The 21,298-nt window shown below is 47.8% G+C and carries 22 protein-coding genes and 1 tRNA gene; 12 read left to right on the top strand and 11 right to left on the bottom strand.

Going from position 1 to position 21,298, the window contains the following annotated elements:
* Nucleotides 1-57: 57 nt before the first annotated feature.
* The 4 genes from NQX30_02545 (at nt 58) to NQX30_02530 (ending at nt 2,904) form a co-directional block, all read left to right on the top strand.
* Complete coding sequence (locus NQX30_02545) at nt 58-1,551, top strand: CoA-acylating methylmalonate-semialdehyde dehydrogenase (protein ID MDM5147253.1); 1,494 nt, start codon at nt 58-60, stop codon at nt 1,549-1,551.
* Nucleotides 1,552-1,563: 12 nt separating this feature from the next.
* A tRNA-Met gene (locus tag NQX30_02540) sits at nt 1,564-1,637 on the top strand.
* A gap of 18 nt (nt 1,638-1,655) precedes the next feature.
* A complete protein-coding gene (locus NQX30_02535) occupies nt 1,656-2,144 on the top strand; it encodes an asparaginase domain-containing protein (GenBank protein ID MDM5147252.1) in 489 nt (162 codons plus the stop codon).
* A gap of 181 nt (nt 2,145-2,325) precedes the next feature.
* On the top strand, nt 2,326-2,904 hold the full coding sequence (locus NQX30_02530; GenBank protein MDM5147251.1) for a Maf family nucleotide pyrophosphatase: 579 nt from the start codon (nt 2,326-2,328) through the stop codon (nt 2,902-2,904).
* 26 nt (nt 2,905-2,930) lie between these two features.
* On the opposite strand, the gene NQX30_02525 is transcribed toward NQX30_02530, so the two are convergent.
* On the bottom strand, nt 2,931-3,491 hold the full coding sequence (locus tag NQX30_02525) for an esterase (GenBank protein ID MDM5147250.1): 561 nt from the start codon (nt 3,489-3,491) through the stop codon (nt 2,931-2,933).
* Nucleotides 3,492-3,576: 85 nt separating this feature from the next.
* Here NQX30_02525 and NQX30_02520 point away from each other — a divergent pair, with 85 nt between their 5' ends.
* On the top strand, nt 3,577-5,328 hold the full coding sequence (locus NQX30_02520; GenBank protein MDM5147249.1) for a glycosyltransferase family 39 protein: 1,752 nt from the start codon (nt 3,577-3,579) through the stop codon (nt 5,326-5,328).
* Here NQX30_02520 and alr read toward each other — a convergent pair.
* The 9 genes from alr to xseB all read right to left on the bottom strand — a co-directional run bounded on the left by alr (nt 5,302) and on the right by xseB (nt 12,729).
* On the bottom strand, nt 5,302-6,345 hold the full coding sequence (alr, locus tag NQX30_02515) for an alanine racemase (GenBank protein ID MDM5147248.1): 1,044 nt from the start codon (nt 6,343-6,345) through the stop codon (nt 5,302-5,304). The two genes, NQX30_02520 and alr, sit on opposite strands and share 27 nt — an antisense overlap.
* Nucleotides 6,320-7,504 carry a bifunctional diaminohydroxyphosphoribosylaminopyrimidine deaminase/5-amino-6-(5-phosphoribosylamino)uracil reductase RibD gene (ribD, locus tag NQX30_02510; GenBank protein MDM5147247.1) on the bottom strand — a complete coding sequence of 395 codons (1,185 nt, stop codon included), beginning with the start codon at nt 7,502-7,504 and terminating at the stop codon, nt 6,320-6,322. Before ribD ends, alr begins: the two co-directional genes overlap by 26 nt.
* The gene (locus NQX30_02505) at nt 7,464-7,928 is read right to left on the bottom strand and encodes an ATP cone domain-containing protein (protein ID MDM5147246.1); all 465 of its coding nucleotides are present in this window, start codon (nt 7,926-7,928) and stop codon (nt 7,464-7,466) included. Before NQX30_02505 ends, ribD begins: the two co-directional genes overlap by 41 nt.
* Before the next feature lie 10 nt (nt 7,929-7,938).
* On the bottom strand, nt 7,939-9,195 hold the full coding sequence (locus tag NQX30_02500; GenBank protein ID MDM5147245.1) for a serine hydroxymethyltransferase: 1,257 nt from the start codon (nt 9,193-9,195) through the stop codon (nt 7,939-7,941).
* A 63-nt stretch (nt 9,196-9,258) separates the two neighbouring features.
* Nucleotides 9,259-9,942 (bottom strand): tRNA (adenosine(37)-N6)-threonylcarbamoyltransferase complex dimerization subunit type 1 TsaB, encoded by a 684-nt coding sequence (gene tsaB, locus NQX30_02495; protein MDM5147244.1) that lies wholly within the window; start codon nt 9,940-9,942, stop codon nt 9,259-9,261.
* A 16-nt stretch (nt 9,943-9,958) separates the two neighbouring features.
* Complete coding sequence (gene folK / locus NQX30_02490) at nt 9,959-10,444, bottom strand: 2-amino-4-hydroxy-6-hydroxymethyldihydropteridine diphosphokinase (protein MDM5147243.1); 486 nt, start codon at nt 10,442-10,444, stop codon at nt 9,959-9,961.
* Nucleotides 10,441-11,682 carry a polynucleotide adenylyltransferase PcnB gene (pcnB, locus tag NQX30_02485; protein MDM5147242.1) on the bottom strand — a complete coding sequence of 414 codons (1,242 nt, stop codon included), beginning with the start codon at nt 11,680-11,682 and terminating at the stop codon, nt 10,441-10,443. The genes folK and pcnB overlap by 4 nt, the downstream gene beginning before the upstream one ends.
* Entirely contained in the window at nt 11,679-12,503 is an 825-nt protein-coding gene (locus NQX30_02480; GenBank protein ID MDM5147241.1) for a polyprenyl synthetase family protein, read from the bottom strand. Before NQX30_02480 ends, pcnB begins: the two co-directional genes overlap by 4 nt.
* Nucleotides 12,490-12,729, bottom strand: coding sequence for an exodeoxyribonuclease VII small subunit (gene xseB / locus NQX30_02475; protein MDM5147240.1), 240 nt, complete (start codon nt 12,727-12,729; stop codon nt 12,490-12,492). Before xseB ends, NQX30_02480 begins: the two co-directional genes overlap by 14 nt.
* 230 nt (nt 12,730-12,959) lie before the next feature.
* Here xseB and NQX30_02470 point away from each other — a divergent pair, with 230 nt between their 5' ends.
* On the top strand, nt 12,960-13,937 hold the full coding sequence (locus tag NQX30_02470) for an extracellular solute-binding protein (protein MDM5147239.1): 978 nt from the start codon (nt 12,960-12,962) through the stop codon (nt 13,935-13,937).
* A 31-nt stretch (nt 13,938-13,968) separates the two neighbouring features.
* Nucleotides 13,969-15,555 (top strand): iron ABC transporter permease, encoded by a 1,587-nt coding sequence (locus NQX30_02465; protein MDM5147238.1) that lies wholly within the window; start codon nt 13,969-13,971, stop codon nt 15,553-15,555.
* 52 nt (nt 15,556-15,607) lie between these two features.
* Here the strand turns inward: NQX30_02465 and NQX30_02460 are convergent, their stop codons facing one another.
* A complete protein-coding gene (locus NQX30_02460) occupies nt 15,608-17,059 on the bottom strand; it encodes an NAD-dependent succinate-semialdehyde dehydrogenase (protein ID MDM5147237.1) in 1,452 nt (483 codons plus the stop codon).
* A gap of 308 nt (nt 17,060-17,367) precedes the next feature.
* On the opposite strand from NQX30_02460, the gene NQX30_02455 reads away from it, so the two are divergent.
* From NQX30_02455 to NQX30_02435, 5 genes are all read left to right on the top strand, one after another.
* Nucleotides 17,368-17,661, top strand: a complete 294-nt coding sequence (locus tag NQX30_02455; GenBank protein ID MDM5147236.1) for a cupin — start codon at nt 17,368-17,370, stop codon at nt 17,659-17,661.
* A 147-nt stretch (nt 17,662-17,808) separates the two neighbouring features.
* The gene (locus tag NQX30_02450; protein MDM5147235.1) at nt 17,809-18,201 is read left to right on the top strand and encodes a VOC family protein; all 393 of its coding nucleotides are present in this window, start codon (nt 17,809-17,811) and stop codon (nt 18,199-18,201) included.
* 44 nt (nt 18,202-18,245) lie between these two features.
* Complete coding sequence (locus tag NQX30_02445; GenBank protein ID MDM5147234.1) at nt 18,246-18,743, top strand: hypothetical protein; 498 nt, start codon at nt 18,246-18,248, stop codon at nt 18,741-18,743.
* A 25-nt stretch (nt 18,744-18,768) separates the two neighbouring features.
* Complete coding sequence (locus NQX30_02440) at nt 18,769-20,340, top strand: GMC family oxidoreductase (protein ID MDM5147233.1); 1,572 nt, start codon at nt 18,769-18,771, stop codon at nt 20,338-20,340.
* Nucleotides 20,341-20,646: 306 nt separating this feature from the next.
* Nucleotides 20,647-21,246 carry a riboflavin synthase gene (locus tag NQX30_02435; protein MDM5147232.1) on the top strand — a complete coding sequence of 200 codons (600 nt, stop codon included), beginning with the start codon at nt 20,647-20,649 and terminating at the stop codon, nt 21,244-21,246.
* The last annotated feature ends 52 nt before the right edge of the window (nt 21,247-21,298 follow it).

The following is a 21,298-nucleotide window of genomic DNA, read 5'->3' as shown; positions in this document are numbered from 1 at the left end:
TTGACATAATTCGCTAACAAAGTGTGCTAGCATTAAAGTCTTGCAAAAGGAGAAAAAATGGCAGCACATGTACCTTTGTTAATCAATGGGCGATTTATAAAAAGTCGCTCCAAACAAACCCTACCGGTCATTAATCCGACTAACCAAAAAATACTGGCAGAAGTACCGTTGACCACACCGGCGGAAATTAATGCCGCAGTACGCGGCGCACAAGAAGCTCAGCGAGCATGGCGTGAAGAATCATTGCCAACACGCATGCGCTTAATGTTGGAATACCAACGCTTACTCAAAAATAATCTACTGCCGCTAGCAAAAATCGTCGCCGAAGATAATGGCAAAACGTTGGAAGACGCCAAAGGTGATGTTTTTCGAGGCATTGAAGTAGTGGAGTTTGCCTGTTCGTTACCAACATTAATGATGGGGGAAACGGCGGAAAATGTTGCTAAGGGGGTAGACACTTATAGCATTCGCCAACCGCTGGGGGTGTGTGCCGGTATCTGCCCGTTTAATTTTCCGGTCATGATACCGCTGTGGATGTTTCCGCTAGCAACAGCCTGCGGCAATGCATTTATATTAAAGCCGTCTGAGCAAGTGCCGCTGGCGGCGATACGACTAGCCGAATTATTCATGCAAGCTGGCGCACCCAAAGGCTTACTGCAAGTGGTGCATGGTGGTAAAGAACAAGTGGACGCCTTGCTCACACACCCCGATATTCGCGCTTTGTCTTTTGTAGGTTCAGTAGCGGTAGGTCGCCATGTGTACGAAACCGGCTGCCGTCATCACAAACGAGTCAATGCACTAGCCGGCGCAAAAAATCATATGATAGTTATGCCCGACGCTGACAAAAATCAAACAATTAACGCACTGGTCGGTGCTTCTTGCGGCGCTGCAGGACAACGCTGCATGGCCATCAGCGCTGCCGTACTGGTCGGTAAAACCCGACAATGGCTACCCGACATCACCCGCGCAATGAAAAACGCTCAACCCGGCCCATGGAAAAACCCCAAAGCCGATTTTGGTCCAATCATTAATAAAATTTCTTTAGAACGCATCCGCTATCTAATTGCCGAAGGAAAAAAATCCGGCGCACAATGTCTTTTGGATGGTTCAAAATGCAAAGTGACAGGATATGAAAAGGGGAACTGGCTTGGGCCGACACTGTTCGCCAAAGTCACGCCCGACATGTCCATTTATAAAGAAGAGATATTTGGTCCAGTACTGGTGACACTAGAAGCTCCTTCGTTAGAAGCAGCAATTGAACTGATCAACGCCGATCCTCGCGGTAATGGCGCGGCGATTTTCACTTCATCGGGCGCTGCGGCACGGCGGTTTCAACATGAAATAGAAGCCGGACAAGTTGGCATTAATGTACCAATTCCAGTTGCGCTGCCGTTTTTTTCCTTTACCGGTTGGAAAGATTCGTTTTACGGCGACTTACGCACATATGGCAAACAGGGCGTAATGTTTTACACCGAAACCAAAACGGTCACTACGCGATGGCTGGATAGTAACAAAAAAACTGCCGCCAACATGACGATTCGGTTAAAATAGCGGCTGTTTATTGGCGGAGTAGCTCAGCAGGTTAGAGCAGCGGAATCATAATCCGCGTGTCGGGGGTTCGAGTCCCTCCTCCGCTACCGCTTTCGAGGAATAATATGACATTGGCTTTAATTTGTTGCGGCGGCACCATTGACACCGTTTACACCAACGATGCTGGCTTTCACGGCATTGGCGAACCAGCAGCGGTGGAAGCTTTTGTCCGTGCCGGCGTTGTCGCACCGACCATCACCTCGTTAATACGCAAAGACAGCAAAGACATGGACGACGCTGATCGCGCCTCCGTAGTGGCCGCTGTTCATAGTTGTTCGGCAACGCAAGTGATAGTAACCCACGGCACTGATACCATGGCACAGACCGCTTGCGCCGTTGCTTCATCCATTAAAGAAAAAACGGTGGTTTTTGTCGGTGCTTTTTTACCTGCTGCGTGCAAAAACAGTGATGCCGATTTTAATTTAGGTTTTGCCTTAGCGGCAGTGCAAACCCTGCCCGCTGGCGTTTATATTGCGATGAACGGCCGTCTGTTGCCGGCGACGGCAGCAGTAAAAAATTACGCGGCGGGACGGTTTGAAATGGCTAAGAATTAATAATCACCTAACGGGAAAAACCTACATAATGCAACAACGAGAAAAGCATATTGAGTGCAAAAGTTAACATCACCATAAATTTTAACAATAACTTTATTTAAATTTCTTCAGCAGTTTGACTTTGTCAAAAATACAGCGCCAAAAAATTGCCTCTATTTGCGCGCACTCATATAATTCATCTATGCAACACATTGTGCTCGCTTCAACTTCCCCTTACCGCCGGCAATTATTAACACGATTGCAGGTGCCATTTGACTGTGTCTCGCCAAATGTTGATGAAACACCGAATATTGCCGAGCCACCCGATGCGCGTGCCCTAAGACTGGCCGAAGAAAAAGCTCGTGCCGCCGCCGACACTCATCCGCACGCCCTAATTATTGGTGGAGATCAGACCATCTCCAGCGGTGGCACTATTTTTGACAAACCTGGTACCACCGCCAACGCGGTGCGCCAGTTGCAATATATGAGCGGCCGTGAACTACATTTTTTTACTGCAGTCGCTGTTTTTAATGCACCACGCAATCTAATACAACAACGGTTGATAAGCCATCGAGCCCGTTTTCGGCATATGAGTAATGATGAAATTGAGCGCTATGTGCAAAAAGAACCAGCACTCAATTGTGCTGGCGGTGCGCAAATTGAGGGATTGGGAGTCAGCTTACTGGAAACGATGGAAGGCGGCGACCCTACCGCTATTATCGGGCTACCGCTCATGCATGTGGCAGCTATGTTGCGCAATGCCGGCATCGCCATTCCCTGAGCAGTTACCTCCCGCACAACATAAAATTATTTCTGTGCGTGCGCGACAATCGTTGGCAAATGACGTTCAAAGCCGACAAAAGAATGATTGCCACCATCTTCCACAATCTGTTGGACACCAGCATAGTATGTCACCGCTTCACGATGGTCCAGTACTTCATCGCCAGTTTGCACCATAAGAATATATTTTTCTAATTGCGCTGCGCGCATTACTTCCAATTCTCGCAGCTCCTGCACGTGAACATTGGTAAATTGATAACTTTCATCGCTATGATACAGTTTTTGCTCTTTACCCACATAGTCACTAAGCTTATCAGCCAATCGCACAGCGGGATTAACAAGCACGGCGCGTACCGTGTCATACCGCTCACAAAACCAAGTGGCATAATAGCCACCCATAGAGCTACCTACCAACGTGTGATTGCCGCCGTCTTGCAATATGCTTTTAATTTGTGCTACCGCCTGACTGGGTCTGTGACGCAGCTGTGGCACGGCACAATCTATACCATGTGCTGCACAATATTCAGCCAATAAAATCGCTTTACTGGAGAGCGGTGAGCTGTTTAATCCGTGCAAATAAATAATCATGTAAGTTTAATCGCGAACGCCTTTACATTAAAGCATACCGCACCCGCTAACTTCTACGCATTATCAAGTATTTTATAATGCGTTAATGAACTTGCCGTCACTGTTAAAAGTAGACCGCGCTGGCGCTATTGCTTTACTGATGTTAATCATTTTTAGCTATTTATCTCTGCTAAATTTGAACGCGCTACCACTGTGGGACGATGAGGCAGTACAAGCATTTATTGCCCGCAATCTGCTAGAAACCGGATTACCAACCGTGTGGGACGGGAGAAATTTGTTCGCCGATGCCAATGGTAAAAATATTACATCTGATTTACGACAAATTTATCCACAGTTGGTTTATTACACTAAAGCTTTAGTTTTTTGGCTGCTCGGTGACAGTCCAGCATCGGGACGATTAATAAGCGCGTTATTTGGTATTACCTCTATGTTCATAGTATGGCGAATTTTGTGCCGTGAATTTTCTACCCGCCCACGTTTGGTACTTATGGCATTTGCGCTTACTTGTTTTTCACCACTTATCCTTCTGCATGTACGGCAACTGCAATATTATGCAGAATCGCTTTTTTTCAATGTGCTGCTCTTTTGGCTTTATCTTTGCTATTTAGAACGCCGTCAGACGTGGATTATTGTCGCCATTACTGTTGTTGCCATCCTTTCCTTTCACGCCAACTATCTCACTTGTGCCGCTTTTCTTATCAGCCTTGCAGTCATGCATTTTTCTTTTTATGCCCGCTCCTTAAATCTGCATGACTATATTTGCTTTGCAGTTGCTAGCATTGTCTGGATAGCTACGGCAGCACCTGCCCTTGCTTTCTTGACGGGATTCACTGAATTTAGCGGCACCGACCCTTTGCTGCGAATGACTAATGCACTAACCGCTGCTATTGCCCATATTTTTGGACTAAATCGAAATGCCGTATTGCCTTGGCCAATTTTTATATGGCTTTTTTGGTTCGTTATCAACTATTTGCGAAAAATCCGAAATACACCCTCTCCAACTACAAAAAACCCGACAGTTCCTTTTTCCACCGCTGGAAATGAACCGATTATGCGCTACGCCTGCATCACACTAATATATGTCATTATTGTCGGTATAGCTACCTCATCTCACACTTATTACCACTGGAGGGGAGTCAGCGCACGTTATCTGGTCCCCATTGTTCCTTTTACGGCGATAGTATGTTCCGCCGCTGCTGACTGGTTAATGAAAAAAACAACCCCTTTATGGGGATGGCTGTTGTTTGCCGTCATGCTGCTTTCAAACGTTTTGAGTGTGCCATTTATAAACCACATTGAATACGGCAACAAACCACTACTCACATTACCGTTGCTGGTCAGAGAAATCCACCAGTCCAATCGCACCACTGGTGTTTCCATTTCCGTAGATTATCTCGCACAACACGCAAAACAAAATGACAGTGTGCTAACTCTTCCCCATCATTACGCCAATCCTTTGCGCTATCATCTAGGTGACAAATTGCTAATATGCTGTTTGCTAGATGAAAATTCACATCTACATAATCGCTTCAAGCAATATCCGTATTTGTTCAAAGGCCATAGTCCAAATTGGATTATCGGCTACGGGTACCCAATAACAACGGATGATCTGAATAGTATAAATAAATCAACGGGGAAACAGTACCTACTTCGCATCGCATTTCCCATTTATGAAAACGGACTTCACCCTCAACGACCAGAACCAACGGCACACATTTATGAAATACCAAAAACATATGATCCAAATTATGGGGTGTACATTTATCATGCTGAGCCAACGCTAGATTCTCCGTCAGAATTGACTAAAAAATCACCCACGTCCGGCAGCAGTAAATAATTCATAAGAAACGCGGCCGGCAGCGGTAGCCACTTCATCAATACTTGGCGTTTTTCCCCAGCACACCACTTCATCTCCCACTGCTGCATCAGGCAAATTTGTTAAATCAATAATGATTAATTCCATGGACACACGCCCCAGCACCGGCACCAACTGTCCGTTCACCGCCACTTGCAAACCTTGGGCGCGTGGATAACCGTCACCGTAACCACAGGCGGCAACACCCACCCGCGTATCTTGAGCGGCACACCAAGTTCTGCCATAACCAACAGAATCCCCAACGCAAACAAGACGTATAGAAATTAATTTAGTTTTGAGCGTCATAACAGAACGCAATCCCAAGCTGTCGCGGTGGCACCACGTCGGTGCCGGCGAAGAACCATATAATGCAATCCCTACTCGTGCCCAATCATCACCAATATCTCCATGCAACAACGTAGCAGCGGAGTTACCCAACGACAACATTGTCACTTGTTGCCGCAATTCTTGTAGCCGATCTAACGGCACCTGCAAGCCGGCTGGCTCATCTGCATTGGCAAAGTGCGCCATTAATGCCGTGTGTTTTACTGCCGGCGCACACGTGATGGCGTCCAACACCATTTTTGCTTCGTCAACTGCAATACCAAGTCGGTTCATTCCGATATCTACCTTCACAAATACGTTAATATCAGCACTCGCTGGCAATGCGGAAACCCACTGCATTTGCTGCACATTGCATACCGCCGTCCATAACCGAAGTGAAGCCAACTCGGCAACCTCTTCAGTACTAAAGGGACCGCTCATCAATAAAATCGGCTTGTCAATACAAAGCGCGCGCAAAGCTCGTGCATCCGCCATTTCCACTACAGCAAAACCGTCCGCTAACCCACGCAGTGTTTCAGCAACAAAAGGCAATCCGTGCCCGTAAGCACGAGATTTAACTACGGCGAAAATATTTTTCGCCGTAGCGCGAGCACGAATAGTGTGCCAATTGTGGCGCAGCGCAGCGCTATCAAGCGTTTTTTGCAGTGGCCGCATCAATAATTCCAGCCGTTAATTGTTGTTGTGCCGTCAGCGAATCATAAATAATCTTAATATCTCCATCTCCCAATGGCTCAATCTGACGCAATGCAAAAGTAGGCGCTTCTGCCGGCGTTGATGGTGCAGGCGCGTCAAACATAGAAAAAGCACTGTCGCCAAAAACACGCGGCGCTTGGTACAAAACAATTTCGTCCACCAACCCAGCAGCCAGCAATGCACCAGACAAACGCCGTCCTGCCTCTACCAACACTTCGTTAATTCCCCGCGCACTCAGTTCACACATTAATTGCAGCAAATCCACCCGCCCACTGCTATCCGGCAGCGACAGCACTTCCACTCCATCGGCAAAAAAATCCGGCACCGATTGTGCACTGGCAACGATAGCACCACCTGCAAATAAGCGCAATGTCGAAGTAGCTTGCAAATGCCGATCCACCAATATTCGCTGCGGCTGACGCGGGGTGTGCACATGGCGCACGGTCAATTGTGGGTCATCCGCTTGTGCCGTGCCAATACCGGTTAGTATGGCACAGGAGCGCGCCCGCAAATAATGCGCATCAATACGCGCACGCTCACCGCTAATCCAGCGGCTAAGACCGGACGATAGTGCCGTTTTGCCGTCCAACGTGGCGGCAATTTTGAGTTGTAACCAAGGCCGCTTTCTCACCATACGGGAAACAAAACCAATATTGAGTGCCAACGCTTGTTGAAAAATAATATCACTTGGCGGCACCACTACAACGTCAATACCAGCATCACGCAACAGTGCCACCCCCTTGCCCGACACTGTCGGATTGGGATCAAGCGTGGCAATGACGACTCGTGCTGGCCGTGCTGCGGCTAGTAATGGTGCACACGGTGGAGTACGCCCTTCATGCGCACAGGGTTCAAGATTTACATACACATCGGCGTCGCGTAAATTATTATCGCATTGCCGCATTGCTATTATTTCAGCGTGCGCTTCGCCGGCAGCGCGATGCCAACCTTCACCAATAACACGTCCACTACGACAAATGACGCACCCCACGCGCGGATTAGGTGTAGCAGTGAACAATCCGTTTTCAGCCAACGTCAACGCGCGAACCAGCCAACGACGGTCAACCGCGCTTACCGCTTCACTCACCGCTTGCCTCACCCAACCGTTTGATAAGCGCAATAAAATCGGCGGGTGAATTTAATTCTTCATGCACGGAAGCATAGCGCAAATATCCCATATCGTCATGTTCACACAACCACTCCAACACTTGTGTCCCTAATTCAGTAGAGGAAACATTTTCACCAATACTAGCTTCTATTTGCTGGATAAAATTGTCTATAGGTAAATCGTCGCGTTTTGGTTTGCGCACTGCCATAGCAATGCTGTTGTGTAATTTTTTTTTGTTAAAAACCTCTAGAGTGCCATCTTTTTTTTCTACCATTGGCTGAAGCAAAGGCAAGTCCGCCGTTCGTAATCCAACAACTTCAGTGGTGGAAAAACGATATTTGCATGCGCTACATTCGCGCCGCCGCACTCGCTCTGCCTGCCGTTGCCGCGAATCTACAACGTTGGTATTTAGACCTTGACAGCGCGGGCATTTCACACCGACTTAGTTAGTCTCGCTGATAAATAGGGAATTTCGCACACAATGCACACACCTCATCGGCCACCGTCTTCAGATTAGTTTTATCATCTGGTGCGCGCAATACTCGCAAAATAAATTCACCAGTTTGCCGAAACTCTTTTTCTCCAAAACCACGTGTCGTCGCTGCTGGAGAACCGATACGGACACCGCTAGTCACCATCGGCGGCTGTGGGTCATTGGGAACCGAATTTTTATTGAGCGTGATGTGAGCAACATCCAAGACGTCAGCAGCGACCGTGCCGGTGACATTAAGTCCACGCAAATCCACCAGAACGATGTGTGAGTCGGTACCACCAAAGACCACGCGCAAACCACCGTCCATTAAAGTTTTTGCGATAGCACGAGCGTTACTTATTGTTTGTTTTTGATATTCTCGGAATGATGGTTCCATCGCTTCTTTAAAGCCCACTGCTTTGCTAGCAATAACATGCATAAGTGGTCCACCTTGCAATCCCGGAAAAAGCGCGCCGTTAATTTTTTTAGTATAAGCGTCATCACTCCACATTACCATACCACCCCGCCCCGAACGCAGCGTCTTGTGCGTGGTAGTGGTAACAAAGTGAGCATGCGGCACAGGATTAGGGTACAAGCCAGCGGCGACTAACCCCGCATAGTGAGCAATATCGGCTAATAACAACGCGCCAACGGAGTCAGCAATAGCACGAAAACGAGCAAAATCAATCTGTCTTGAAAAAGCAGATGCCCCACAAATAATAAGCTTAGGTTTGTGTGCTTCGGCTAATTGCGCGACTTCTTCATAGTTAATATCTTCAGTTTCTGGGTGCAAGCCATAACCGATAGCGTTGAACAGTTTGCCGCTTTGGTTAACTGCTGCACCGTGTGTGAGATGACCACCTTGAGCAATGGACATACCGAGAAGAGTGTCGCCTGCTTTGAGCACAGCGGCAAATACGCTTTGATTCGCCTGCGAACCGGAGTGTGGCTGAACATTGACAAAAGGCGCGCCAAATAACTTTTTTGCCCGCTCAATAGCCAACCGTTCAACTTCGTCCACATGAGCACAGCCGCTGTAATAACGCTTTCCCGGATAGCCTTCAGCATATTTGTTAGTCAGCACCGAGCCTTGTGCTTCCATAACTAACGGCGAGGCAAAATTTTCCGAAGCAATAAGTTCAATGTGAGACTCTTGTCGCAGCCGTTCAGCTTCCATAGCAGCACATAATTCAGAATCGTATGTGGCAATTGTTACATTTTTTGAAAACATGTGCTTATTCCTTCAAAATAAATTAATAAATACAAGCGATATTTTATCACTTGGTAACGATGGTTACTGGTGTTTTGATTTCCTCGATTTTTGCCGTTCGGCGATGGTTTGTGCCACTTGTGTACGGACGTACAGCGGCGTGGCGGCAAGCACATCCGTTGTTTCTTCGTGCATCAACATATTTGCAGCTATTGTCGCCACGGCAGCCGCGGTTGGATATGGCGCGGTCGTATTCAGCGTTCCCGCTGCTGACAAATAGCGCATAAAACCCTCACCACAACAATGCTGCCGGCGACGGTTTATTTTGACTGCACCGACTTCCAGCAATTGTGGACGGGAATTGTGCCAGCGCCCATCGTACTGCTGACACAATGCCAGATAAAGATGTCCACGATGCGCTGGCAATGCAGCATACGCTGCCGTTTCCGTCTCACCGTAATTTGCTTGTGCCAATGCCGCCAATGACGGCGTTGCTACTAGCGGGCGCTGCGAAGCATACGCAAATGTCTGCGCCAGCCCACAAGCCAAGCGCAAACCCGAAAATCGCCCAGGTCCGGCACCAAAAGCAAAGGCGTCGCATTGTGCTAAAGTCATTTCCACAGTCGCCAATAACTGCCTTACTAACGGTAATGCGTGTTCGGAATGCGGCGTTTTGTCAACAACCTTTTGTTGAATAACCTCATCGTTCGACCACAAAGCAGCAGAAAACATCGGCCCACCCGAATCAACGGCCAAAATAGTACTCATGTAAAAATTGCGCTGTTCATAACCGTCGCACATCCTGTTTGTAGCAGCGGCTCAACCCGTTAATACAAGCCTCCGCACCGCGTATATTAGAAAAATCGTCCCCGACAATATCCGCCAACGGCAATAACACAAAACCGCGCCGATACATGCGCGGGTGTGGCAGTGTTAATTTCGGGTGACGCAGGCGGGCGTTGCCATGCAATAAATAGTCCATATCAATACGGCGCGGGGCATTACGGCGGCGGCGGCGGCGTTGAATGCGGCGTTCCGCCACTTGCAATAAACGAAAAAGTCGCCCCGGCGGAAGAACGGTCTGCAATTGCACAACCGCATTGCAATATCGCGCCTGCCGCCCGGGACAGTCTAGTGGAGCGCTCGTGTATAACGACGACACCGCCGCCAATCGCGCACCGGGCAACAATTGCAACCGTTTTGCTGCCAACTGCACATCACGCGCCGCACGCCTCCCGTTACCTCCCAGCCCAATGTAAGCACAAGTCAACGATTTGGTGTGCCTGGGTTTTTAGTAGCAATCATCGTTTTGCGCTCATCGTCGCCGGCTAATTGATAATCACTCCACCATTGCACCACTTCTGGCTCAATATCACCACCACACAGAGTACCAAAAGCAATCGCGCGATCAAATAGCGGGTTTCGCAACACGCCACGGGTACGACGTAAAGTAACCTTTCCTACAAAACGCGCCACCAAAAAATATAAATCCACTGCGCGCGCAACAACGCGCCGCGGCACAATATTGTTGGCGGGAAAGTTTGCCGCTTCCAACGCCTGCTCCATAGCAGCAACACTTAGCATTCCTTCTTGTTGCAAGGCAAGCCAGCGACATCTCACTGGCATCCAAAATAGCGCCGCGATGATGAAAGACAAAGATATGTCCTTACCGCTTTGATGCCGGAGGTCGGCTTTTTTAAGCGCATTCATAAAAAAATCACCGCCAGAAGACACTGCGGGCAAAATGTGGTCGGTAATGCCGCATTCGGCACACCGTTGAATAATGTTGGCGCTCGCACCGGAATTGATGATTTTTGCAAATTCATCAAACAAGCGCGATGTCGTGATAGCGGTGAGCAAGGGCGCGTAAAGCGCAAACGTTTTTTGCGTAGCTTGGCTAATAGTGAGATTGAGCTTAACTCCCAACCGTAACGCTCGCAATAACCGCACTGGGTCCTGTCTGAAACGAATAGCCGGCGCGCCGATAAGACGCAAACGCCCTCGGCGAATGTCGTCATAGCCACCAGTATAGTCAATAATATTTTCCGTCGTCGGTTCATAAAACAAAGCGTTACAAGTAAAATCACGACGCACGGCATCGTCGGATGCGCTACCAAATAAGTTATCCTGCAAAATTCGGCCGCTATTTTCATCGCTGATAACTTCGTCACCGTCGGCACGAAAAGTAGTAACTTCAATAATACGCATTTTTTTCCCACGATAAAAATACAAATGTACGATTTGAAACCGCCGTCCAATAATACGTGAACGACGAAAAAGACGGCGTACTTCGGTCGGCGTGGCGTTGGTAGAAATGTCAAAATCTTTGGGCACAATATCAAGCAATAAATCACGCACCGCACCGCCCACCACATAGGCCTCAAACCCAGCTTTTTGTAACCGGCGAACGGCACTCACGGCATCTTCATCAAACATCGCCAACGCAATACCATGTTTTTTGACCGGAATACGGTTCGTCCGCTTCAACCACTTCGGTACTCTAATCATACTCGCGCCCCCGCATACACATCATCCGCAATAACAGCCAACAACGGGTACTTTCCTTCCAGCGCCCGATGCGCCGCTTCGTGAGAGTCAGCAGCACGCTGTTGCGCCGCTGACTCTCCCAACACGGTGACGTAAGTTTGTTTACCGCCGGCAGCGTCTACCGCCGCGTCTTTAATATCATTAGCAATTTGATACAACAGACCAAAAGGAGACGCAAACGCTTCCAACCGCGCATCTTGTTCTCGGCGACACAAAAGTCCCAGCTGTAAGGCACAATAAAACAAGGCACCAGTTTTCATCTCATGCATACATCTTAATGCAACTTCATCTGCAGCTACAGCTTGCAAATCCAGCGCTTGTCCGCCACCCATGCCTTTACTACCAGCCGCTGCCGCTAGCAAAGCAACTGCCGCCACCGGCAAACCGCTTTGCGCAACGATAGAAAATGCCAATGTTTGTAGGCAATCACCCGCCAAAAGCGCCATAGCTTCACCGTACGCACGGTGAGATGATGGTCGTCCACGCCGCGTGTCAGCGTTGTCCATGCAAGGTAAGTCGTCGTGCACCAAAGAATAACAATGTAAGCACTCCAAAGCACAACCCGCTTCCAATGCAAGTGCTAATGAGTCAGCGGGCGCACCATCAACGTCGGCAACAGCCATAACCATCGCCGGGCGCAACCGTTTGCCACCAGCCAGTACCGCATCACGCATTGCCGTTTGCAATAGCTCAGGCGCCGGTTGTTGCATAATTTCTTCCAATCGCCGCTCCACGCGACCGTTAATTTCCGCAAACCAAAAACGATAGTCAGCCGTCAACATTGTCCTTATCAATTAACGATTGTTTTTCTAGTTGTTGAATTTTCCCCCGCGCCGTTTCTAGTTGAAAACGACAAAAAGAAATCAATACAGCTCCCCGTTCACAAGCTGCCACCACTTTATCCAGCGGCACATCTCCGTTTTCCAACGCTGCCGTCATGCTTTCTAATTCGTGCAACGCTGCCTCAAAATTCTTGGGCACTTTTTTAATAGGCGCAGGTGGTGACATTACGGTGGGATTATAGCGTGTCGTTTTTTTTGTATTCTATAAAATGTGCAAATAACAATGCGTAATGCAGTTTTGTAACATTTTGTGCCTTCGTCAAAATTACCATTATTTTGTACCTGCTTCACACTTTTTGTTGTCTCGGGCAACACAGCTACTTGACATGGTGTTTTTATTTCTAATACAATGATAATGATTATCATTTTCATTGTATTGCATTTAGAAACTGCCTTATGTCACATTACACCAAATTCATCATTGCCGTTACTTTGCTGCTGTCAACAACCGCCCATGCGGGACAAATCAATTTGTACACCGACCGACAAGAAGTATTTATGCAACCCATCATTGCCGCTTACGAAAAACAAAGTGGTGATGAAGTGAAAGTTTTATTTATCAAAAAAGGTTTGCTGGAACGCCTCAAAGCTGAGAGCGACGCTTCGCCAGCAGATGTTATTTTGGTTAAAAATCAGTTACTGGATTTTGTTAAATCAGGACTCACCGCACCAGTAGTAGATGACAAGTTAAACCAAGCCGTCCCCGCCAACTATCGCGGTAATAATTGGTTCACTATAACTAAGCGGGTGCGCGCACTATTTACGGCACCTAACATAAACATTCAAAATTATGTTGATTTGGCGATGCCCGAATATAAAGGTGTGTGTTTGCGTAGCGGCACGCACGCTTACAATATTGCTTTGTTTGCCGACATGCTCTCTCGGCTTGGTGAAGAAAAAACCGAAGCGTGGCTACAAGGTGTTCACAACAATCTCGCCCGCCAGCCACAAGGCAAAGATCGCACACAAATTCAAGATGTAGCAACCGGCACTTGCGCCATTGGCATAGCCAATTCTTATTATTATTTCAATTTAATTAATCGTGCCGACGACGACGAACGGAAACAACTGCAAGAAAATGTACGTATGGTGTTGCCAACACAACCACATATCAACATTACCGGCATGGCGCTAGCCAAAAACGCACCAAACCAAGATGCTTCCCTGCGTTTTATGCGCTTTTTAGTAAGTGCTGAGGGACAGAAAATTTTTGCCTCACAAAATTTTGAATTCCCAGTACGTGATGACATCCCCTATCCTGATATGCTAGAACCTTACCGAACACAAATGCAAAACGCCCTTCCCACTACTGACGACTCTGCACTACGGCAGCGTGCATCCGAATTAGTAGAGGAAGTTAATTTCAACCGCTAACTAAACAAGTTTAGCGCCGCAAAAGAAACCGGTGAATATCAGCCTGCCGCTATTTCTTCGAAATCGCCGTTTTTCTTTGCGTTTGCGTGCTCCTATATTTCGGTTGGGAGCACTAGCAATTATCGCGCTGATGGCAGCACCCATTTTAGGCGTTGTTGGCGGCGCACTGTTTGGCCCCGGAGCGCATCAATCTGTTTCAGCGGCAGCACTTATCGATTATGCGTTACAAACCGCCCTATACGCCGGTGGTTCTGTATTGCTAGCGATGCTTATCGCTCTGCCTGCCGCCTGGATTACGGTTATGTATCGCTTCACTGGCGACAAAATTGTCACTTGGGCGCTATTTATGCCTTTAGCATTGCCTCCCTATGTGCTCGGTTACGCTTATTCACATTTTTTTGACTATTTTGGCGTTTCTATTCGCGGCATGATGGGAGCTTGTGTGGTGACAGCACTAGCGGTTTATCCTTATATTTATCTTTTCGCCCGCGCTGCACTCAAACAACAATCCTGCCATATTCAAAGTGCCGCCCGCCTGATGGGATACTCGCCACTGGTAACCTGTCGACTCGTATTATGGCCACTGGCTCGCCCAGCAGTGATGGTGGGCGCAACATTGGCGCTGATGGAAACATTGAATGACATTGCCATTGCCGAACACTATGGCGTACGCGCCATTGGATTGGCGGTTTATGATTTGTGGCTCAACCGCGGAGATTTGTATGCGGCCTGCCGCCTAGCAGTACTCATTATGCTGCTAGTACTTGGACTGCTGGCAATAGAAGAACAAGGTCGCAAAAAACAACGTCAATATGCGTCACTGTGTGACCGCCGCTTTGCTTGTGATGCCACTACTGTTTTGCGCGGGTTTCAGGCACATTGCTGTACTGGGCTGTTGTTACTGCCCGCAGTGACCGGTTTTGCCTTACCCGTAACATGGTTTGCCTTTCTTACTTGGAAAACTCCCGCCCATTTGTGGCGTGTATCTTTTGTCGATGGCCTCAGTGGTAGCCTGTGGCTAGCAGTGGGGACAGCCGTGTTGCTTATCGCACTGGCAGCATTGTTCGTGCTTGACAAAAGACAAAATGGTCGCGGTCTACTAATGCAACCATTAGCACGTTTAGCACAAGCCGGTTATGCCCTACCGGGGACAGTACTAGCCCAAGGCTTTTTCGTGTTAGCACTGGCTACTTCTTCTGTCATTGGCAAAAATTTGTTATTCGGTGGATTAGGATTAGTAATCATCGCTTGTTCAACACGTTTTTTTATTATTGCTACCGGTGCGTTGGAAACCGGTATGGCTAACATTTCTCCACAATTAGACGCAGCGACGCGGTTAGCCAGAAAAAGCGCATTAAGTGCCTTTTTTACCGTGCATTTGCCAATTTTGCGCCCAGCAGCAGCCATTGCTGTGCTGATGCTGTTTTTGGAAGGCGTTAAAGAATTGCCCATGACACTCATTTTGCGCCCCTTTGATTTCCAAACACTAGCAACGGTTGTTTATCAATATGCTTCAGACGAAGCGCTAGAATTAGCAGGTCCTGCCATACTTGCCATGGCTGCGATTGGCGGTGGTGCGGTATCGTCTTTGTTTTGGCTGGAAGGGCGCAGCCGCTAATCTTAACAGAGTACTAAGCGTATTTCGGCGCAAAAATTTATTTAACCACGCCTTAAAAACCCAATAATGTATATTTAATTTCAGTGTACTCTTCCATTCCATAAGTGCCACCTTCACGACCCATACCGGATTGCTTAATGCCACCAAACGGCGCTTCCTCACTGGAAATGATGCCCTCGTTAACTCCGATAATACCCGCCTCCAACGCTTCTGAGACGCGCATGGCACGTCCCAAATCGCGAGTGCATAGATATGCCGATAACCCATATATCGTATCGTTAGCCCTCTTAATAACTTCATTTTCATCGGTAAAACGAAACACCGGAGCCACCGGCGCAAATGTTTCCTCACAACACGGCAAGACATCATCGCACACATCACTCAACAGCGTTGGAGCATAAAAATTACCGCCCAATGCATTACCGCCACAAAGAACCTTTGCCCCTTTTTGCACACAATCGTCCACATGTTGCGCCGCCTTATTCGCCGCCGCACCATCAATAAGTGGACCGATAGTCACACCGTCATCCATACCGTTACCCACTTTGAGCGCCATGATACGTTCTTTGAACAACGCCATAAATTCATCATAAACACCGTTTTGAACGTAAATGCGATTGGCGCAAACACATGTCTGGCCTGCATTGCGAAATTTACTCAGCATCGCCTGTTGCACGGCGCGCGGCACATCAGCATCATCAAAAACAATAAACGGCGCGTTACCACCTAATTCCAGCGCCAGTTTTTTAATTGTCGGCGCGCATTGAGCTGCCAAAATACGCCCCACTTCGGTAGAACCGGTAAACGACAACACTCGCACCGCTGGATTGGCACAGAGTTCACTTCCAATCACCGTACCGCTGCCGAGTACTAAATTAATCACTCCCGCTGGCACGCCTGCTTGTTGCGCCAATGCCGTTACCGCAATAGCGCACAATGGTGTCTGACTAGCCGGTTTAATCACTGCCGTACAACCGGCAGCAAGTGCCGGTGCCGCTTTGCGAGTAAGCATTGCAATAGGGAAATTCCACGGCGTAATCATCGCCGCCACACCTGCTGCTTCACGCGTCACCCGTATTTGCGTATTGGTGCGTGGAGCCGGCACAATGTCGCCTCCGTCGCGCCTTGCTTCCTCGGCAAACCATTGCGCAAAAGACGCGCCGTACCGCACTTCACCACGTGATTCGACCAGCGGCTTGCCTTGTTCCAAGGTCATCAGTCGCGCCAAATCTTCTTCATTTTCTAATAGCAATTGGTGCCACGCCATCAGTACGGCAGCACGTTCTTTAACGGTTTTAGCACGCCACGACGGCCATGCCGATTCAGCTGCCATAATAGCTCGGCGCGCTTCTGCCTCGCCCATCGCGGGGACTCGTGCGATGATGCCGCCGGTAGCGGGATTATCAACCGTCAATGTGCCGCCATCGTCAGCTTGCACCCATTCACCGCCAACAAAGCCAGCAGCCTTAAGTAAATTTTGATTATTAATATCGTTAATTGTCATTGAAATAACTCCAAACTTTTTAGCTATAAAGATACATTAAAAACCTTAATATACCTTTTCGAATATAAGCTATCCTAACAACAGATGATAAATTCTGAACGAACACCTGAGCCGCATTACAGCTAAAAAAGCATGCAAAAGAACGGTAGTATTTTTTTGTAGTATGATATTAAAATAAAAAAAGGATTTTCTATGAAAATTATTCACACTGGGTTGCGAGCGAAGGATTCCCCCCACGCTTTAACTTTTCAAGGACCAATATTGCAATTATCCGCAGCCCATTTTGACTCACTCGGGAGTAATTGACTATGAGTACAAAAGGCAATGCTATCGGCACAATCTTGATTGAAAATACTCGGACTCGAGTTACAGAGTGGCGGTTTCCTGAACAAGGTTATCGTACTGGCATACACATTCATGAACATGACTACTGTGTCATTCCGATGTTCACCGGCACGTTAGAGATACAACATCCCGATGGCACCATAAAGCGCAGCGAACTCTCCAAAGGCGTTCCTTATTTCCGAAAAAAAGGAGTTCATCACGACGTGATTAGTGTCAATGATTTTGATTGCTGTTTTATAGAAGTTGAATATTTGTAAAGTAATCAGATCAACGCTTGCACTAACGTCTACCAAACAGGTAATTTAATTTTTTTCCGTTGTAACCACGAAAGCTCTAGCTTTTTATCTTTTTATGCTATAAATAATCATTGTATTGTTATAACCAATGCAAAGAGAGGAATTGCCATGAAAATCATTCACTCTATGGTGCGAGTACGGGATTTACCCCGCTCATTGGCTTTTTATGAAGCGGCATTGCAATTGTCCGTGGCTGCTCGTTTTGACTTTGAAGGCTTTACGTTAGCTTACCTACGCAACGAAGAAACCAGTTTTGAACTAGAACTCACCCACAATCACAACCAAGATTGCGATTATGAATTGGGCAATGGTTATGGGCATTTAGCACTGTCGGTAGCAAATCTGGACGCCGAACATCAACGGTTGCAGACGGGTGGTTTTGAGCCGACACCCATTAAAGATTTTTTTCGCGACGACGCCCTTATGGCACGCTTCTTTTTTTTGCAGGATCCAGACGACTACAAAATTGAAATTTTGCAGCGTCACGGGCGATATTGCTAATTGTTGTCAAATTCACAATAGATAAGTTTTAAGGAGGCCTTCATATGACACAAAACACCCACAACACCGGTCGCCGTGATTTTATACGCGGTGCCAGCTTACTTTTGACTGGCACGGCAGCTTACACGCTGACGCCAAATTTTGCTTTTGCGGCCGGAGACGACCTCTTGGAAGATTTAGCACAGGTTTGTTACGCAATGTACCCACACAAGCAAGTACCACATGACTATTATCGCGCTTGCGCACAAGGACTTCTAGACAAGGCAAAAGGAGATGTCGCGCTCAATAAGTTGCTGAGTGAGGGCGTAGCACAACTTAACGCCGCCTATCCCAAACCATTTCGCGAAATTTCCGCGGATGATCAAGTGTTATCACTAAAACAAATTACCAGCAGTCCGTTTTTTAAAACCGTGCGCGGTCACACTGTAGTAGGTTTATACAACATTCCCGAAGTGTGGAAATATTTTGGCTATCAAGGACCATCATTTCCGCACGGTGGTTATTTAGATCGCGGTTTCAACGATATTAACTGGATTAAATAATATTAAAGAGAATGAGGAGAGACACATGAAAATTTTTGATAAGAATAACGATAATGTAGTGGTAGTTATCGGCTCCGGTGCCGGCGGCGGCACTTTGTGCCACGAATTGGCCGAGCGCGGTGTAGATGTGGTGTGTTTAGAAGCGGGTAAGCACCTTAACTGGCGGACTGATTTCGTCAATGACGAGTGGGAGATGTTTGGGCGTACAACTTGGCTGGACAAACGAACGACTTCTGGTAACTGGCGAGTGGCAAAAGACTTTCCAAATTTGCCGGCGTGGATATGCAAAACAGTTGGCGGCTCTACTTATCACTGGGCGGGTGCCAGTTTGCGCTTCCAAGAATATGAATTTTCTGTTAAAACCACATATGGCGATATCACCGGCGCTAACTTGCTTGACTGGCCACTCACACTGTCGGAGTTAGAACCTTTTTATGACAAGGCCGAAAATAAAATGGGTGTCACACGCACAAACGGCATTCCGGGACTGCCCGGTAGCAATAACTACAAAGTGTTTGAAGCCGGTGCCAAAAAAGTGGGGTATAAAAATGTACATACTGGTCGAATGGCCGTTAATTCACAACCACGAGATGGGCGCGGCGCCTGTCGCCAACTGGGTTTTTGTTTTCAAGGTTGTCGCACGGGAGCAAAGTGGTCCACACTGTATTCTGAAATTCCCAAGGCGATTGCCACCGGTCATTTTGAATTGCGCCCCGAATCGCACGCAGTGCAAATTACTCACAACGCGGTCGGCAAGGTAGACGGCGTTTTGTATCACGACAAAGACGGAAACCTACATCGGCAGTCGGCAAGATTGGTGTGTGTGGCCGGTAATGCTTTTGAAAGCCCGCGTTTACTACTACATTCGGCAAGCGCCAAATATCCAGACGGATTGGCCAATTCTTCGGGACAAGTAGGACGCAATTACATGCGTCACATGACAGGATCGGTATATGCGATTTTTGAGCAGCCGGTAAACATGTTTCGCGGCACGACAATGGCCGGCATTTGCACTGATGAGGCGCGACACGAACCGGCGCGCGGTTTTGCCGGTGGTTACGAGCTAGAAACTTTGTCTTTAGGTCTGCCATTTATGGCCGCTTTTTTGAATCCGGGCGGCTGGGGACAAAAATTTTCCGAACTGATGGATAGTTTTCAAAATATGGCTGGCATGTGGCTGGTCGGCGAAGACATGCCACAAGAAAGCAACCGTGTGACATTGCATCCTAGTGAAAAAGATCATTACGGAGTGCCCATCCCCCACGTACATTTTGATGACCACGAAAACGACACGGCCATGCGCAATCATGCCTATGGTCGGGGGCGCGCGATTTATGAAGCAGTAGGCGCCCGCAAAGTAGTAGAAACACCACCGTATCCGTCCACGCATAATATGGGGACTAACCGCATGTCGGCAAGCCCTCGCGACGGCGTTGTCAACAAATGGGGGCAGGCGCATGACATTGACAATTTGTTTGTATCCGACGGTAGTCAGTTCACCACCGGTGGTGCCGAAAATCCAACGCTTACTATCGTAGCACTGGCCATTCGGCAAGCAGATCACATCGCTGATGAAATGGAACGCGGCAATCTATAAAATCGACAGCTCATGCTGATTTAATAAATCACAAGCTAGAGAAATTCCAGCTGCCATTGGGAGAACTCTCTGCTCTCCAAAAATAATTTATTTCTTCCCATTTTTAAATCTTTGCCTAGCCCAACCAACTCGCTACGTGTTTCTATATTGTAATAAAATACATTTTTAAATACGTCCTAGCATAACAACACAATTTTTCTACTTACTCACGAATAACTTGTGAGTTTCGTCCTGCTTATCTATAGCATTTTCCACTGGGATATCCAACTTCCAAAAACTTGTGACGCATGGAATAATATCGTCAAAATGTTCACTGGTATTATCACTGCTATTGGGCGCATTGACGCTTTTATTCCTGCAGGCAGCGGTGCGCGATTGCGTGTATGCACTCCCACCGACTGGCTGCAAAGTTCTGTAGTAGGCGACAGTATCGCCGTTAATGGCACCTGCCTAACTGCCATAGAAATTAATAACGACTGTTTCACCGTTGATTTATCCGCTGAAACGCTGGGACGTTGCACACCATGGCAAAACGGTACCGCAGTAAATTTAGAACAAGCGTTGGCGGTAGGGGATAAATTAGGTGGTCATTTTGTTACTGGGCATGTGGAAGGAATCGCCCACATTGATGTTGTTGAAGAAGATGGTGCTGGTGGACAACGCTGGCGAGTGGTACCGCCGCCAGCGTTGTTGCCATTGCTGGCGGAAAAAGGCGCAGTCGCCTTGGCTGGCGTGTCGCTAACCGTTTGTGATGTAAATAAAAATTGTTTTTTTGTCAATTTAGTTCCGCATACCTTGTCGGCAACTACGTTGGGGCAACTGACGGCTAACGAAGCGCTCAATATCGAAACCGACATGCTTGCCCGCCACGTAGCACGCTTATTAGCACTTCCGTCTTCGTCCTAACTGCCGTCAAACAGGCGGCTCTTGATACAATGTAGGATTAATTTTTTACGGA

This window comes from Candidatus Persebacteraceae bacterium Df01, assembly GCA_030386295.1.
GTDB lineage: Bacteria > Pseudomonadota > Gammaproteobacteria > Tethybacterales > Persebacteraceae > Doriopsillibacter > Doriopsillibacter californiensis.
The sequence above is the reverse complement of the archived record's forward strand: the minus strand, read 5'-3'. Positions and strand labels throughout refer to the sequence as shown.